General features: G+C 71.5%; 13 protein-coding genes. 7 read left to right on the forward strand and 6 right to left on the reverse strand.

Annotated features, from left to right (window positions below; all coding sequences use genetic code 11):
• Positions 1–21 precede the first annotated feature (21 nt).
• Together ACFYWJ_RS00600 and ACFYWJ_RS00605 are read right to left on the reverse strand one after the other, a co-directional pair.
• Positions 22–1,593: a DNA polymerase Y family protein gene (locus ACFYWJ_RS00600; RefSeq protein WP_355271516.1), complete on the reverse strand. Its 1,572-nt coding sequence runs from the start codon at positions 1,591–1,593 to the stop codon at positions 22–24.
• A gap of 10 nt (positions 1,594–1,603) precedes the next feature.
• Positions 1,604–2,353, reverse strand: a complete 750-nt coding sequence (locus tag ACFYWJ_RS00605) for a hypothetical protein (RefSeq protein WP_355271514.1) — start codon at positions 2,351–2,353, stop codon at positions 1,604–1,606.
• 211 nt (positions 2,354–2,564) lie between these two features.
• Between ACFYWJ_RS00605 and ACFYWJ_RS00610 the strand changes: the two genes are divergently transcribed.
• On the forward strand, positions 2,565–3,695 hold the full coding sequence (locus ACFYWJ_RS00610; protein WP_355271512.1) for a serine/threonine-protein kinase: 1,131 nt from the start codon (positions 2,565–2,567) through the stop codon (positions 3,693–3,695).
• Here ACFYWJ_RS00610 and ACFYWJ_RS00615 read toward each other — a convergent pair.
• A complete protein-coding gene (locus tag ACFYWJ_RS00615) occupies positions 3,679–4,362 on the reverse strand; it encodes a TetR/AcrR family transcriptional regulator (RefSeq protein WP_355271510.1) in 684 nt (227 codons plus the stop codon). The genes ACFYWJ_RS00610 and ACFYWJ_RS00615 overlap by 17 nt on opposite strands.
• A gap of 110 nt (positions 4,363–4,472) precedes the next feature.
• Between ACFYWJ_RS00615 and ACFYWJ_RS00620 the strand changes: the two genes are divergently transcribed.
• Positions 4,473–5,012: a dihydrofolate reductase family protein gene (locus ACFYWJ_RS00620; protein ID WP_355271508.1), complete on the forward strand. Its 540-nt coding sequence runs from the start codon at positions 4,473–4,475 to the stop codon at positions 5,010–5,012.
• Between the two features lie 6 nt (positions 5,013–5,018).
• On the opposite strand, the gene ACFYWJ_RS00625 is transcribed toward ACFYWJ_RS00620, so the two are convergent.
• Together ACFYWJ_RS00625 and ACFYWJ_RS00630 are read right to left on the reverse strand one after the other, a co-directional pair.
• Positions 5,019–5,660: a response regulator gene (locus ACFYWJ_RS00625; RefSeq protein WP_374104838.1), complete on the reverse strand. Its 642-nt coding sequence runs from the start codon at positions 5,658–5,660 to the stop codon at positions 5,019–5,021.
• Between the two features lie 154 nt (positions 5,661–5,814).
• Complete coding sequence (locus tag ACFYWJ_RS00630; protein ID WP_355271738.1) at positions 5,815–7,107, reverse strand: PspC domain-containing protein; 1,293 nt, start codon at positions 7,105–7,107, stop codon at positions 5,815–5,817.
• Between the two features lie 655 nt (positions 7,108–7,762).
• On the opposite strand from ACFYWJ_RS00630, the gene ACFYWJ_RS00635 reads away from it, so the two are divergent.
• The 5 genes from ACFYWJ_RS00635 to ACFYWJ_RS00655 all read left to right on the forward strand — a co-directional run bounded on the left by ACFYWJ_RS00635 (position 7,763) and on the right by ACFYWJ_RS00655 (position 14,696).
• A complete protein-coding gene (locus tag ACFYWJ_RS00635; RefSeq protein ID WP_355271506.1) occupies positions 7,763–8,392 on the forward strand; it encodes an MspA family porin in 630 nt (209 codons plus the stop codon).
• A gap of 83 nt (positions 8,393–8,475) precedes the next feature.
• Positions 8,476–12,312 (forward strand): NACHT and WD repeat domain-containing protein, encoded by a 3,837-nt coding sequence (locus ACFYWJ_RS00640; RefSeq protein ID WP_355271504.1) that lies wholly within the window; start codon positions 8,476–8,478, stop codon positions 12,310–12,312.
• A gap of 65 nt (positions 12,313–12,377) precedes the next feature.
• Complete coding sequence (locus ACFYWJ_RS00645; protein WP_355271503.1) at positions 12,378–14,279, forward strand: PspC domain-containing protein; 1,902 nt, start codon at positions 12,378–12,380, stop codon at positions 14,277–14,279.
• A complete protein-coding gene (locus ACFYWJ_RS00650; protein WP_355271501.1) occupies positions 14,272–14,484 on the forward strand; it encodes a hypothetical protein in 213 nt (70 codons plus the stop codon). Before ACFYWJ_RS00645 ends, ACFYWJ_RS00650 begins: the two co-directional genes overlap by 8 nt.
• A gap of 74 nt (positions 14,485–14,558) precedes the next feature.
• Positions 14,559–14,696 (forward strand): hypothetical protein, encoded by a 138-nt coding sequence (locus ACFYWJ_RS00655; protein ID WP_355271499.1) that lies wholly within the window; start codon positions 14,559–14,561, stop codon positions 14,694–14,696.
• 4 nt (positions 14,697–14,700) lie between these two features.
• Here ACFYWJ_RS00655 and guaA read toward each other — a convergent pair whose 3' ends face one another.
• Positions 14,701–16,275 (reverse strand): glutamine-hydrolyzing GMP synthase, encoded by a 1,575-nt coding sequence (guaA, locus tag ACFYWJ_RS00660; RefSeq protein WP_355271498.1) that lies wholly within the window; start codon positions 16,273–16,275, stop codon positions 14,701–14,703.
• Positions 16,276–16,385 lie beyond the last annotated feature (110 nt).

Here is a 16,385-nt window from a genome sequence, read left to right on the forward strand (position 1 = left end):
GTAAGGGCACCCTGTGTTCGGCTATTCGTAGACGCCCTCGGCGTGCCAGGTGGCGGCGTCGTAGACGAGCAGGACGGCCCTGATCTCGGTGGGTTCGGCGTCGAGCTGGACCTGGGCGCGGGCGGCCGGGCCCGCCTGCTCGGCGGCGGCCCACCAGCGCTCGTCCACCGGCCACGGGCCCGCCCAGCCGAGCAGCGCCCACTGCCTGCGGCCCCAGCGCAGCCGGGCCGGGTCGGCGGTGAACAGGCCGCGGTCGGTGACCTCGACGGCGGTGCCGTCGGCGGCGGTCAGGTGCACGACCGGGCGGTGCAGGAGCAGCAGCGTCGGCGCCGGTTCGGGGAGCCGGCCGGGCCAGGGCTGGGACGGGTCGGCGGCCGGGGTGAGCTCGTCGCCCAGGGCGATCATGGTGATCCGCTCGGCGGGCCCGCGCCCGCCACTGAGCACGCCGACGCGCACCGCCTCGCCACCGAGCAGGCCCTGCACCCGGACCAGCGCGCGGCGGGCCCGCTCGGTCTCCTCGCCCTCCCCGCCCCACAGGCCCAGTTGCAGCGCGCCCGCGGCGACCACCTCGACCGGCTCCAGCCGCAGCGTGACGATCGGGGCGGTCGGGCGATCGCGGTGGGTGAGCCAGCCGTCGAGCTGCCAGCGGATGCGGTCGGCGGTGTCGGGCGGGGTGAGCGGGCGCGCGCAGCGCCAGATCCGCGAGAGCTCCTCCCCCGCCTCGGTGCGCGCGGTGACGGCCAGCCGGGTGCAGGCGACGCCCGCGGCGGTGAGGGCGGTGTGCAGCCGAGTCGCGAGGGTGCGCCCGGCGAAGGCGGCGGCGTCGACCCGGTCGATCGGCGGATCGCAGTCGAGGTCGACGGCCAGTTCCGGCGGTGGCCGCCGCGCCGAGGGCGGCCGCTCCGGCAGGCCGCGGGCGACGCGGTGGGCCAGCGCCGCGTCGGCGCCGAAGCGGGAGGCGACGTCGGCGGGGGTGAGCCGGGCGAAGTCACCGACGCGGCGCAAGCCCAGGCGGTGCAGCAGGTCGACCAGGTCGGCGCGTTCCGGTGGCGCCAGCGCGGGTTCGGCGGCGAGCTCGGCCACCGGGAGCGGCGCCAGATAGCGGGCACCGGCGCCGACCGGGACGAACGCGGCCCGCCGCGCCGCGAGCACGGCGGTCGACAGGGCGTCGGCGATGCCGATCTGCGCCTCGGCGCCCGCCACCGCCACCGCATCGATCAGCTGGATCGCCGCGGCCTCCTCGGAGCCGAAGAACCTGGTGGCGCCGCGTGCTCCGAGGACGAGGAGTCCCGGGCGGAGCACTTCGACACCGGGCACCGTCGCGTCGACCGCGCCCGCGATCGATTCGAACAGCCGGGCGTCCCGGTCCGGATCATCCTGGGCGACAACCAGATCGGGGCAGCGCGACTGCGCCTCCCTGCGGGTCACGCCCTCGCGCACACCCTCCGCCCTGGCGATCGCCGACGCCGACACCACCCGATTCCCGCGCAGCACCGCCACCGGGCGATCCGCGGGCACCCCGGCCGCCGCGGCCGCCGCCACCGCGGGCCAGTCGGGACACAGCAGCGCCAGGACGCGCTCCGCCCGTGTCATCGCAGGCCGGTCACGACACGGCCTCCCGCACGTCGGCCGCCTCGCGGATCTCCGCCTCGCGGGCGAGCCATTCGGTGCGACCGGCCTTGGCGCACAGGTCTATCCGGCCGTGCCGGGGTGGCCCCGCCTTGGCGCTGACGCGCACGTCCAGGCAGACCGAGCGCAGGCGGCCGCGGCCCGCGCCGAGACCGCGGTAGCCGGTGACGCGGGTGTCCAGGCGCAGCGACGGATTGGTCCAGGTGCCGCCGGCGACGACCAGGGTGGCGCCGCGGTTGCGGGCGCGGGCGGCGAGCACCCGGCAGCGGGCGGGTGGGACGGCGACGCCGTCGAGCCCGAGGACGACCAGATCGAGGCCGTCGAGCAGGACGGCGGCCACTTCGCCCGGATCGGGGCCCGGGTCGGCGATCACCGCCAGCCGGGACAGCTGCGCGCCCATCTCGGCGGCGGCCAGCAAACCCAGCCGGGGCAGCCCGACCACCGCGGCGTGGCCACCGCCGCCGGTCACCGCGGCGAGCAGACCGGACAGCAGCGAGTGCGCGCCGGTATAGGCGACCACGGCACCCTTGGGCAGTCCGCCGTCGGGCAACAGCTCGGCGAGCGGGGCGGGCACGGGCAGCAGATCACGGCGTAGTGACTGCTCACGAGGGATATGAGCGGTGGCTGACTCGCCGCGGCCCGGCACCGCGGCCATCCGCCTGCGCAGTTCGTCGAGCGTGCGCGCCCGGGCCGCCCCCTCGGGCGACAACGCATCCGAACCCATCAACACCACCTACTTCCACGATGGACCCGCGAGCGGAGAGCCGCCCAGCGCCGGAACGGCAGCACCGTTTCAGCTATCGATCGTATTCGAATATACGTTCGATCGCGACCAGGGTGACACCCACCCCCGGCCCGTGTCCACAGCGGGGCCCCTTATACCCGCGCGTCGTGATACCGGCCAGTCATCGGCATATTCGACTACCCTCGCACCCGTGACCGAACGTGCTCGTCCCCATATCGGCCCCGACTACCTCGTCGCGGGTCGTTACCGCCTGCAGTCGAAACTGGGCGGCGGTGGCATGGGTGCGGTCTGGCTCGCGACGGACCGGTTGCTGAACCGCGAAGTCGCCATCAAGCAGGTGCTCTCCACGGCCGGATTGAGCGAGGCCGAGGCCGAGCGCATCCGCAGCAGCATCGTGCACGAGGGCCGGGTGGCGGCCAAGCTGTCGCACGAGCACGCGATCGCCGTCTACGACGTGGTGATCGAGGCGGGCGAACCCTGGCTCGTCATGGAGTACTTACCCTCGCGCAGCGTGGCCAAGGCGCTCACGCTGTTCGACACGCTGCCCGCGGTCGAGGTCGCCCAGATCGGTGCGCAGGTGGCCGACGCGCTCGCCGCCGCGCACGCGGCGGGCATCGTGCACCGCGACATCAAGCCGGGCAACATCCTCGTCGCCGATCGCGGTCCCGATCTCGGCAAGGCCAAGCTCAGCGACTTCGGCATCTCCCGCGGCGCGGGCGACACCCACGGCGACGACCCGGAAGGCACCATCACCGGCACCCCCGCCTACCTGCCGCCCGAGGTCGCCCGCGGCGCCAGGCCCACCGAGGCCAGCGACGTGTTCTCGCTCGGCGCGACCCTCTACACCGCGCTGGAGGGGCAGCCGCCATTCGGTTTCGACGACGACGAGAACGATGTCGTCACCCGGGCCGCGATGGGCCGGATCATCCCGCCCAGCCGCAGCGGCATCCTCACCCAGCCGCTGCTGCACATGCTCGAACCGGCACCGCAGCGCCGCCCGACGATGGCCCAGGCGCGCGACGAGATCCTCACCGCCGCCTTCGGTCCCGGTACCGCCGCCTACATCCTCGGCGTGCCGCTGCGCACCGAGGACGGCACCATTCCCTCCTGGGCCGCCCGCAACTCCGCCAGCGGCCTGCGCAGCCCGCATTCCGCCCCGCTGCCGCGCCCGCAGCGCGCCCCGCTGGCCGCGCCCGCCGCGCCGCAGCAGCGCACCGGCAGCTTCGTCGACAACCTGCCCAACGGCGCGCCGCTGGCCATCGGCGCCGGCGTGCTCATCGGGCTGGTCATCCTGATCGCGATCATCATCGCGGTGATGTAGCGCCTCGGGCCGTCGTCGCCGGTGGCCGGTAGGCCGCGAGGAACGCTTCCACGCCCGCGTCGGCGTAGTGATCGAGTTCGGCGTCGCCGAAGCGGGTTTCGTCACCGCAGAACATGACCTTGTTGACCGGCACCGACACCACCAGCCAGGTGAAGTGGTTGGCGGCCAGTTCGTGTTCGACGGTCCGCAGCAGGCCCCGCTCGGTCAGCTGGGCGAAGCACGACGCCAGCATGGCGTGCACGCGTTCGGGTCCGGCTTCGAAGTACGCCCGCCCCAGCTGGGGAAAGCGGCCCGCCTCGGCGATGACCAGCCGCCGCACCCGGAGCTGCGCGGGCCGGGTCAGCAGATGGACGAACCGGTGCGCCACCATGCGCAGCGTGGTCTCCACGTCGTCGGCGGAGGCGAGTTCGCCGATCGCTTCCCGGAAGACCTGGTCGATCCCGCCGAGCCGGTCGAACACGATCTCCTCGAACAGCTTGTCCTTGCTGCCGAAGCGCTTGTAGATCGTCTGCTTCGACGAACCAGCGACCTTGGCGATCTCGTCGGTCTTGGCCCCGAGGTAGCCGTCGCGCAGGAACACCTCCATGGCCGCCTCCATGATCCGGCGGCGCGCCTGTTCGGCAGCGCTGCCCTCCACGAGATCGGGCGCTGTTTCGGTGCGGGGCATCGGGCCTCCCGGATGTCGGATTCGCGGATCTGTTGACACCCCAAAGAGTGTACCGTACTGTTCAGTTCACCCAGAACCGTACTGTACGGTACACCCCAAGGGAGAATCCGATGCGCAAGATCGTTTCCAGCCTGTTCGTCTCCGCCGACGGCGTCGCCGAGGCCCCCGAGACCTGGCACTTCCCCTATTTCGACGACGAGATGGGCGCCGCGATCGGCGCGGGCATGGCCACCTCGGACGCCATGCTGCTCGGTCGCGTCCAGTACGAGGAGTTCGCCGCCCACTGGCCCACCAGCGACGACGAGTTCGCCGGTTTCATGAACAACCAGAAGAAGTACGTCGTCACCACGACGCTGACGGAAGCGACCTGGAACAACACCGAGATCGTCACCGGCGACATCGACGCCGAGCTGCGGGCGTTGAAGGCTTCCGAGGGCGGCGACCTCGCCATCACCGGCAGCCTCACCCTGGTCCAGTCCCTGCTGCGCTCGGGCCTGCTCGATCAGTTGCAGCTGTTCGTCCACCCGGTCGTGCTGGGCAAGGGTGCGCGCTGGTTCGACAAGCTCGACGGCCAGGTCGAGCTGAAGCTGGCCTCGGCCGAGGCGTTCGGTTCCGGCGTGCTCAACCAGATCTACGTCCCCGCGAAATAGCCGCCCTCACTCGATCCGGCGGCGATGGGCCCAGCGGGTCAGGGCGTTGCGGTTGGACTGCTGGGTCTTGCGGAGCACGTTGGACGCGTGGGTTTCCACCGTCTTCACCGAGATGAACAGGGTCTCGGCGATCTCGCGGTAGGTGTAGCCGCGGGCCAGCAGGCGCAGCACCTCGAGCTCGCGCGGGGTGAGCGAGTCCAGCTCGGGGTCGAGCGGGGGCTCGGGGACCGGGGAGCGGCCGGTGAACGAATCGAGGACGAAACCGGCCAGCCGGGGGCTGAACACCGCGTCACCGCCGGCGACGCGGCGGATGCCGTCGGCCAGTTCGGCGCCGGAGATCGTCTTGGTGACATACCCGCGCGCGCCCGCCCTGATCACCGCGATCACGTCCTCGGCGGCGTCGGACACGCTCAGCGCCAGGCACACCGGGCCGTCGGCGATCCCGGTGAGCACCGCGACACCGCCGCCGTCGGGCATGTGCACGTCCAGCAGCACCACATCCGGCTTCGCCGCATCGATCCCGGCGACCGCCTCGGCCACCGCGCCCGCCTCGCCGACGACCTCCATATCGGTCTCGCGGCTCAGCTCGGCGCGCACGCCCGACCGGAACACCGCGTGATCGTCGACCAGGAACACCCGAACACTCACTGACAGCTCACTCTCATCCCACCGGCGATCGACTTGTTCTCATCGGTACCACACGACCGTGAATATCGGTTCGGACCGAGGCGGGAGAGCCCGGCGGCAGGGCGCGAAACGCCCGTGGCCGAACAGGATCCGCCGCCCAGGTCGGCGCGGAGCCTCACACCTCGGACGGGTCCGGCGCGTCGGCGGCCGGGTCCGCGTCCGTAGTGCCGGAGTCCGAGCGCGGCATCACGATGCGCACCTCGGTGCCGCGCCCGATGGTCGAGTCGATGACGGCGGTGCCGCCGCGACGCTCGATCCGGGCGCAGATGGATTTCGCGACACCGCGCCGGTCGGCGGGCACGGCGGCGGTGTCGAACCCGGCGCCGCGGTCGCGGACGAAGATGCTCACCTGGTGCGGTTCGGTCTCGGCGAACAGGTCGATCTCCGGGACGCCCGCGTGCTTGGCCGCGTTGACCAGCGCCTCCCGGCTGGCGCCGAGCAGGGCGGTGAAGTGTTCCTTGGGCAGGCCCGCGCCGGTGTCGCCGGGGTCCATCGCGACATCGCCGACGGTCACCGGGGTGACCTTCACGCCGTGCTGATCCTCCACCTCGCCCGCGATGGTGCGCAGCGCGGCGGCCAGGCTGGACTGGGCGGGGGCGGTGTCGTCGAAGAGCCATTTGCGCAGTTCGCGTTCCTGGCTGCGGGCCAGCCGCAGCACCTCCTGCGGGTCCTCGGCCTGCCGCTGGATCAGCGCGAGGGTCTGCAGCACCGAATCGTGCAGGTGCGAGGCGATCTCCTCGCGCTCCTCGTTGCGGATGCGGGCACCGCGCTCGGCATTGAGCGCGCGGACCATGCGCAGCCACAGCGGCACCGTCAGCAGCCCCGCGCCGACCAGCGTGACCGCGACCGCGATCAACGCCGAGCCGAGCGAACTCAGATCGATCCTGGCCAGCACCACCACGCCGAGCCCGACCACGATCAGCGTCGCCCCGGCCACGATCCGCGACCAGGTGACCACCGACGGTCGCGCCGGCAGCCCGAACAGCGCGCGCGGACCCGGCGCGGCGACGTCGTACTCGCGCCAGACCAGCGCGGCGCCGACCGCGACCACCACGATCGGGGCGATCACCTTCGCGGCGGTGCCCTGGAACAGCCAGCCAACGGTCACCGCGAGGCCGAGGCCGAGCAGGGCGAGGCCGATCGCCTGCCTGCGCTCGTCGCCGGTCGGTTTGGCCGCGTCGTTGCCGCCCGGGGTGAAGATCCACAGCAGGCCGTAGGCCACCAGGCCCGCGCCGACCAGCGCGGACAGCAGCACGAACGCCATCCGCACCTTGAACACGTCGACGCCGAGATGATCGGCCAGACCACCGGCGACACCACCGACCACCCGGCCACCGGTCCGGCGGACCAGTCGCGGGGTCTGCGGCAGCGGCGCGCCGACGGGCTCGGGCCCCGGCGTCGGCAGCATGCCCGGCCGGTAACCACGCGGCACCCCGTACCCCGACTGCGTCGGGTACCCGGGGTAGTAACCGGGCGGGGGCCGATACTGCGGCGGCGGAACGTAGGGGTGCGGGGTGCCGTAGACGGCCTGACCGTTGCCGAGCGCCCGCGCGACGAATCGCTGCGGGCCCTTGGGCTGCCGGTGCCCGCCGGGATTCGTCGCGGCGCCGGGGCCGCCGGGGTAGTGGGGTGCGCCGTTCGGCGGCGGCGCGGCGTTCCCCGGTACGACGTTGCTCCCCGGTGCGGCGCCGTACCCGTACGGGGCGGCGGGCCCCGGGGCGGCGGCACGGGTGGGAACAGACGGATCCATGCTTCGATACTGGCACGCGCGAGTGGGTGCCGACATCAGGAAAGTCCCTGATCTCCGCCCCGAGGCCGGCGATCAGGCGCCGACCTGGGCCGATGCCGTCCGGTCCGGACAGAAAACACGTCTCACCTGGGCATACGCCCAGCCCTGACGAACGGGTCGCCGACGCGCTCGCCGCCGGACCGGACAACCGGTCACGGCATCCTCACCAGCGATTATCAGCTCATTCGAGGGTTCACCCCGAGACCCGGCTCAGGCCGGATTCCTACCGTGATGACAGGCCGGAATTCGCGGCCTTCATTGCAGGGGAGGAACATTGAGAATCATCACCACCGTGCTGGGTGCCACGGCCATCGCACTGGCCACCGTCGGGATCACGCCGACGGCGTCGGCGACACCGATGGCCCCACACGAGACCACCTATCACGGACCCGCGGGCTTCGATCTGACCCTCGGCCACACCGATCAGTCCTACCGGCAGGTGCCCGCGCTCAACGCCATGCCGACCAACCGCGAGGTGTTCCTCGACAACACCGCGTACGTGACGCCGCCCGCCGGGGCGACCGGCACGCTCGAATCCGGCTATCTCGTCGCCTGCGCGGTCGAGGTGACCCTCTCGGTCGGGCTGGACGGCGGGATCTCGGTCGGCGCGGGGGCGAGCATCGGCTTCGGTTCCTCGGGTCCGGACGTCTCGGCCGACATCGGTCCGTCGATCTCGGCCGGGCTCGATCTGAGCCTGTCGCTGGCGCCGGGCGAGATCAAGAAAATCGATGTGGGGAGCATGCCGCTGGGCGCGGGCACCACCTACCTGGTGAACCGTGACTTCCATCTGATGGTCGGCGACTGCGGCGGTCCGCTCAACATCTACTCCTGGGCCACGGTCACCGCGACCACGCCGCAGGTGAGCGCGACCAACTCGGTCTTCGGCGACACCATGTTCCTCTGACCGGATCGGGACCCGGCGCCGCGCCGGGTCCCGATGCACCAAATATCATTCCCCTCGGTCGTTTTCACCGAACGGGGGGTTCTTTGACCATCAACGAGACGGAACTTTCGTCGCCGCGTGCGGTTTTCGCGCAGCGATTCGCCGAACTCTATGCCGCGGCGGGCAATCCGACCTTGCGCCGCGTCGCCGCCGCCACCGAACGGCGCATGCGCAATACCCAGTCGGGCACGCCGTCGGCCCAGCGGATCAGCGACTGGAAGGCCGGGCGCAACGTGCCGGCCCGCTTCGAATCGCTGCTGCCGGTGATCCTGACGCTGGTCGAGCTGACCGAGAAGGCCCAGCGTGACCTCCCCCGCCGCCTCGCCGACCCGCACGAATGGCGCCGCCTCTGGCAGGAATCGGTGACCTGGACGGCCACCGCCACCGACGGCGACACCTGCCCCTACCCCGGCCTGCGCGCCTTCCGCGCCGACGAGCGCGCCCTGTTCTTCGGCCGCGAACAGGCCACCACCGAATTCGTCGACCTGGTCCGGGCCGCCACCGGCATCGTCGTGCTGATCGGCGCCTCCGGCGCGGGCAAGTCCTCGCTGCTCGCCGCGGGCCTTCGCCCCGCCCTCGACCTGCCCTCGGCCACCATCACCCCGGGTGCCGCGCCGATGGCCGCGCTCGCCGCCGTCGACACCGACGCGCCGCGCGTCCTGGTCGTCGACCAGTTCGAGGAACTGTTCGCCCTGTGTCCGGACGAGGCCGAACGCACGGCCTTCCTCACCGCACTCGCCGAGCTGACCACCCGTGCCGCCGATCCGCTCACGGTCGTGCTCGCCCTGCGGGCCGACTTCTACGAACGTTGCCTGCACCACCCCGTGCTGCGGGACAGCCTGCGGCGCAACAACTATCTGCTCGGCCCGATGTCGATGGACGAGGTGTCGCGGGCCGTCACCGGGCCCGCGACCGCCGCCGGACTCACCCTCGAGCAGGGCTTGGAAGAGCTGGTTCTCACCGAACTGCGCGGCCTGGGCGCGCACGCCGACACCGACGCCTACGATCCCGGCTCGCTGCCGCTGCTCTCCCACGTGATGGCCGCGACCTGGCAGCAGCGCGAAGGGCGCAAACTCACCGTCGCCGGGTATCGCACCGCGGGCGGGGTGGCCGGCTCGGTCGCCGAGACCGCCGAGCTGGCGTGGAGCGAGCTGACCCCGGTCCAGCAGGAGGCCGCCCAGGACCTGCTCGGCGCACTGGTCACCGTCGGGCAGGACGCACGCGATACCCGCCGCACCGCCGACCGCGGCGAATTGCTCTCCCGCGGTACCGACCCCGAGGCCACTGCGGAGGCACTGGAAGTCCTGGCCGCCAGCAGGCTCGTCGCCCTCGACGCCGACTCGGTCCAGTTCACCCACGAGATCGTCCTCACCGCCTGGCCCCGCCTGCGCGGTTGGATCGCCACCGACCGCGTCGGCCACCTCGTCCGCCAGCGCCTGGAAACCGACGCCGCCGAATGGGAGACCACCGACGATCCCGCCCTGCTCTACCGCGGCACCCGCCTCGACAGCGCCACCGAGCATGCCAACGGCACCACCAGTCCCCGCTCCCGCGCCTTCCTCGACGCCGCACGCCGCTCCGCCCGCCTCGGCAAGCGCTGGCGCATCGGCGCCGCGATGATCGTCGTCGCCCTCCTCGGCACCGGTGTCGTCGCCTGGGACCGCGGCAAGCTCGCCGACCAGCGCACCGCGGATCGGGACTACGCGGAACTGGTCGCCGCGGCGCAGCGGACCAGAGCGAGTGATCCGTCGCTGTCGGCGCAGTTGTCCCTGGCCGCCTACCGGATGCGGCCCGACCCGTCGACCCGCGCGCAGCTGCTGACCACCCAGGAATTACCACTGGCCACCTCCGTGCCAGGCCACGCAACCGATATCAACGCACTCGTGGCGCGCTCGGGCGACGGCATGCTCGCCTCACTCGACTACGACGGGAAGGTGTTGCTCTGGGACACCACCGATCCCGCCCGGCCGCGAAAGATCAGCGGGGAATTCGGGGTTCCGGTCGACCGGCTGATCTTCGTGCCGCGCGGCACCGAAGCGGTCACCGACGGCCCGGCCGGTTTGCAGCTGTGGGATCTGGCCGACCCGGAATCCCCGCGGCTCCGGCACAGCCTGGGAACCGAGAAGCGGAACTCGATCGCCGCGGCGCCGGACGGCACGCTGCTCGCCGAAGCCGGTGAGAGTTCGTTCACGCTCTGGCGGATCGGCGACCGCGCCGACCCGACACGCGCCGCCAGGGTGGCCCTGCCCGAGGCGCGCTCACAGGCACACCTCATCGAGTTCAGCCCGGATGGCAAGCTGCTCGCGGTAGGACGGGTTGCCTTCGACACCGGTGTCGCGGACAGCATCCAGCTCTGGGACATCCGCGACCCCCGAACCCCCCGCCCGGTCGGAGCACCGATATCGACCGCGCCCGATGCCTACCTGAGCGACTTCGCGTTCAGCCCGAACGGCGTTGACCTGGCAGTCGCCGTCTACGGGCCGACGGAGACGAACCCGGCGCGAACAGGTCGGGTCGATCTCTGGCGAATCGCGGGTGCCGAGCCACGCCGGCTCGGCGCCATCCACACCGACGACAGCACGCTCGGTTCGATCGACTTCAACGATGCCGGAACCGTTCTCGTCACCAGTTCGGCGAACGCGGGGCGGCTGTGGAACATCACCGACCCGGACCACCCGGTGCAGGCGGCGCCGATGCTGTCGACCAGCCCGGGATCGTGTGACCGGGGCCCGGCATCACTGTGCGCCACCGGGCTGCGGTCGCTGACCTTCCTGTCCGGCACACCAGTGCTGGCCGGGGCGGGCAGGAACGGCGCCCTGACCGTGTGGACGCTGCCGTCGTCGCTGGTGGATGTCTCGCCCGGCTCGCCGCTGTCGCCGGTCTTCGACAAGGCCGGGAACCGGATGGTGATCGCGGATCTGGCCGGCGCCATGGCCGTGTGGGATACCACCGATCCCGCGCACCCGACCCGGCTGTCGACCGTTCCCGGCGGGCCGAATCGCTTCAGCCCGGAGCTCAGCCCCGACGGTCGCACGCTGTCGATCCAGGACCAGCCGTCCGGCCACCGACTCGTCTTCGATCTGGCGGATTCCCGGCAGCCGAGGCCACTGGCCGGCTGGCCCACCGGGTACGTCGTACAGTCAGACGTTCGAGCGGGGCGCATGGTGACCTCGGATTCGCACGAGGTCCGGATATGGGATGTCAGCGATCGGCTGGCACCGGTCCGGGGCGAGACACCGATTCTCCCGACCGATGGCGCAGGCCAGGTGTTCGTCAACGCGCTGTCGGCGGACGGCACGCGCCTCGAGGTGATCGTCTACGACCAGCAAGTCACCGAGAAGCCCTATGCGGCCCAAATGTGGAACATCGTTGACCCGCACCGCCCGACGCTGATGGGAACAACCGAACCCGGCGGGCAGACCGACCTGTTCAAACTGTCCGACCTGCCCGATAACCACACCGCCATCCTCGCCGGTTCCGATTCCTTCGAGGTGTGGCGAACCGAGACCGAACCCGAACGGCTCACCGCACCGATCCGCACCGAGAGCACCCCGATCATCACGCTGTCGACCGCGTCCGACCACACCTTGGCCATCACGGGCAGCGACCGCACCACCGAGCTGTGGGACATCGGTGATCCCCGGGCCCCGCGTCTCATCAGCGCGCCGATCGGGCGGAACGATGTGCGCAATCGCCTCTCCACCCTGCACCCGGACGGCGACCATCTCGCCGTCGTCACCGACAGCGGGCAGTTCGGGATGTGGGACCTCGTCCCGGAGCGGGTAGCCGACCGGATCTGCGCCGCGACCGGCGACATCCTCACCGAACAGGTCTGGAAACGCCAGCTCCCCAATGTCCCGTACGTCCCACCTTGCTCCTGAACCCGGGCAAACCTCAGGGTTCACCCCGATGTGCGAAAGGGCTGGTCGAGCACACCATGGAGGACATGAGCAGAACGAGCTTCGGTGACCAGATCCAGCAGATGTGGCATACGCGGCCCGTCCGGCTGCCGCGGCAGGGGCCGATCGCCGGCGTCGCGGCCGGGTTCGGGCTGCGGTACGGCGTCGATCCGGTGTTGTTGCGGGTGGCGTTCGTGGTGTCGACGATCTTCGGTGGCGCCGGCATCGTGCTGTACCTGCTCGCGTGGCTGGTGCTGAGTTCCGCGGGGAACGAGGCGTCGGCGGCCGAGGCGCTGACCGATCACGCGCGCGGCACGCATTCGCAGACCAAGACGATCGTATTGATCGTCGCGCTGGCGATCGCGGTGTCGACCATGGGTCCGGTGGGGCTCGGGATGGGCGGCTCCGGGGTGGTCAGCATGGGGCTGATGCTGGCGGGCTGGTGGATGCTCTACATCCGGCATCCCGAGCTGCCCACCGGTTTCGACACCGTCCGGGCCGAATCACTGGGCACGGCAGGCTATCCCGCCGCGGGTTATCCGACCGGAGTACCGGTCCGCGGCTACCCCTACATCCCGGACGTCCCGCCGACCGGCATGTACACGCCCTACACGAAACTGCCGGACGCCTACGTCCCCGATCCGGCCGCGACCGTGCCGCCCCGCGCGGAAACCCGCACCGACACGGCGGAGTCCACGCCGCTACTGCGCGTCGACGCCACCGACACGATCGTCCTGCACAAGGACGTGGCCCCGGCGACCACCACCGAACCGCCGTCAGACGCCACGGCGGCTACCGCACCCGAGTCAGGCTCGGCGGCCATCGCACCCGAGTCGAATTCAGCGACGATGAAAGCCGAGGCTCCCGCACCGACCTCGACCGACTCCGCCGACATCGTCGACGCGGTCGTGACGGACGAATCCGCCGCCATCGTGGTGGACACCGCCTCGACCATCCCGGCCGACGACGCCACCCCGGCGCCTCCCGCCGACTCGGACACCGCATCGCCCGACCTCAAGGCCTGCGCGGACGCACCGCGCGCCACGGCAGCCGACCGCGAGGCCGACGCGGACGCGCCGCGCGCCACGGCGACCGATCTGATCCCCGTGGACTCGAGCGATCCCACGATGACCATCGATCTCGACAAGCGCGACGGCTCGCCCGAGGTGGCGACCCCCGAGCCGATCCAGGACCCCGCCCTCGGCGCGACCGCCGTCCTCAGCAAGGACCTGCCCTCCCCCACACCGGGTTTCCCGCGCACCGGCGCGCAGGTCCCCAGCGGCATCGATCCGCTCGGCATCGCGCCGCTGGCCTGGGAACTGCCCGAGGCGGCGCCGCGCTACGCGGTGCAGGTGCCGCCACCGCCGCCGAAGCGACCGCGGTCGCGGCTCACCCCGATCACCATCGGGCTGGCGATCCTGGCGGCCGCGCTGGCCGGCGCGGCGGCGGCCGGCGGCGTCGAATGGATGACACCGGCGCGGATCGCGGCGTTCGCGCTCGCGGTCGTCGGACTCGGGCTGATCGCGGGCGCGTTCCTGCGGCGCGGCTACGGGCTGCTGGTACTGACCGCGCCGCTGGCCGGGTTCGTGCTGCTGGCCTCGCTGATCGGGCCGATCGACTTCGAGAACAACGGCGCCATCGGCGAACGCGTCTGGGCACCGACCTCGGTGACCGAATTGCAGCCGCGCTACGCCCTCGACATCGGTTCGGGCACGCTGGATCTGCGTGGCCTGAACCTCACCGAGTCCCGCAGCGTCGAGGTCGCGGTGAACATCGGTGACGCGAAAGTGCACCTGCCCGAAGGGATGACAGTGAACACGACATGTGACATCCGGGTGGCCGACGCGACCTGCGTCGAAGGCCTGAGCGGGCCGCAGACCCCGGGCGCCCCGGTCCTCGACCTGCACATCAAGATGCACCTGGGTGACGTGGAGGTGACCCGTGGCTGATCCGACCAGCACCGAAACCCGCCGCCGACCGGCGTTCTCCCTGCTCAGCACGGGCCTGATCGCCCTGGCCCTGAGCATCTGGGCGCTGCTCGGCGCACCGACCCCCGACAACGGCGGCATCCTGCCGATCGGCTGGGGTGTGGTGATCGCGGCGATCGTCATCGGCCTGCTGCTGACGATCTCCCCGCGCCGCAAGCGGCACTGACGAAAGCACACCGACCTGAGACACGACAATGGCCCGTCACCGTGACGGGCCATTGTTGTTGGAGGACAACGGCAATGGACGAATCCCCAGTAGACCGGCAGCCCACTCCGCTGGCGAAGACGCTGCCGCCGACCACCCACCGGCCGCCCGGCGGCTTCCTGCTCGGCAGACTGCTGCTCACGCAGGTGACGCCGCCACAGCGACCGGCCTAGCGCGTCACTCCCATTCGATGGTGCCCGGCGGCTTGCTCGTCACATCGAGTACAACGCGGTTGACGTCGGCCACCTCGTTGGTGATGCGGGTGGAGATGCGCTCCAGCACGTCGTAGGGCAGGCGGGTCCAGTCCGCGGTCATCGCGTCCTCGCTCGACACCGGGCGCAGCACGATCGGGTGACCGTAGGTGCGGCCGTCGCCCTGCACACCGACCGAGCGCACGTCGGCCAGCAGCACGACCGGGCACTGCCAGATCTGCTTGTCCAGGCCGGCGGCGGTGAGTTCCTCACGGGCGATGGCGTCGGCCTGGCGGAGCAGGTCGAGCCGGTCGGCGGTCACCTCGCCGACGATGCGGATCGCCAGGCCGGGACCGGGGAACGGCTGGCGGGCGACGATCTCCTCGGGCAGGCCCAGCTCGCGACCGACCGCGCGGACCTCGTCCTTGAACAGCAGGCGCAGCGGCTCGACCAGGTCGAACTCGAGGTCGTCGGGCAGGCCGCCGACATTGTGGTGGCTCTTGATGTTCGCGGTGCCGGTGCCGCCGCCGGACTCGACGACGTCCGGGTAGAGCGTGCCCTGCACCAGGAACTCGACCTTCGGGGCGGCACCGGCGGCGGCGCCCTCCTCGAGCACGATGCCGGCGACCGCGTCCTCGAAGGAGCGGATGAACTCGCGGCCGATGATCTTGCGCTTCTCCTCGGGATCGGAGACGCCCTTCAGCTCGCCAAGGAACTTGTCGACCGCGTCGACGGTCACCAGCTTGGCGCCGGTCGCGGCGACGAAGTCCTGCTGCACCTGCTCGCGCTCGCCAGCCCGCAGCAGCCCGTGGTCGACGAACACACAGGTGAGGCGGTCACCGATCGCGCGCTGCACCAGCGCGGCGGCGACGGCGGAGTCGACGCCACCGGACAGACCGCAGATGGCGTGGCCGTCACCGATCTGCGCGCGCACGTCCTCGATCAGCGCCTCGGCGATATTGGCCGGGGTCCACTGCGCGGGGATGCCGGCCAGCTCGTGCAGGAAGCGGCTCAGCACCTGCTGGCCGTGCGGCGAGTGCAGCACCTCGGGGTGGTACTGGACACCGGCCAGGCGGCGGGCGCGATCCTCGAACGCGGCGACGGGCGCGCCCGCGGTGGTGCCGGTGACCTCGAAGCCCTCGGGGGCGTCGGTCACGGCGTCACCGTGGCTCATCCACACCGGCTGGATGGTCGGCAGGCCGCCGTGCAGCACACCACCGTCGATGTTGAGCTCGGTGCGGCCGTACTCGCGGGTGCCGGTGTGGGCCACCGTGCCGCCGAGCGCCTGCGCCATCGCCTGGAAGCCATAGCAGATGCCGAACACCGGCACGTCCAGGTCGAACAGCCGCGCGTCGAGCTGCGGGGCGCCCTCGGCGTACACGCTGGAAGGGCCGCCGGACAGGATGACGGCCAGCGGCTGCTTCTCGGCGATCTCCTCCACCGTCATGGTGTGTGGAATCACCTCGGAGAACACGCGCGACTCGCGCACCCGGCGAGCGATCAGCTGGGCGTACTGTGCGCCGAAGTCGACGACGAGGACCGGTCTCTGAGTTTCTGCCACCGGGACAGTTTAGTGACGGCGCACGACGGCCGAGCAGCGGGCATCGGTGCACGCACACGCGTTGGGAGAACATTGCGCAATACCCGGTCGACCTGGCTATCCTCGTCCTC

This window comes from Nocardia sp. NPDC003269 (genome assembly GCF_042888005.1).
Lineage (GTDB): Bacteria > Actinomycetota > Actinomycetes > Mycobacteriales > Mycobacteriaceae > Nocardia.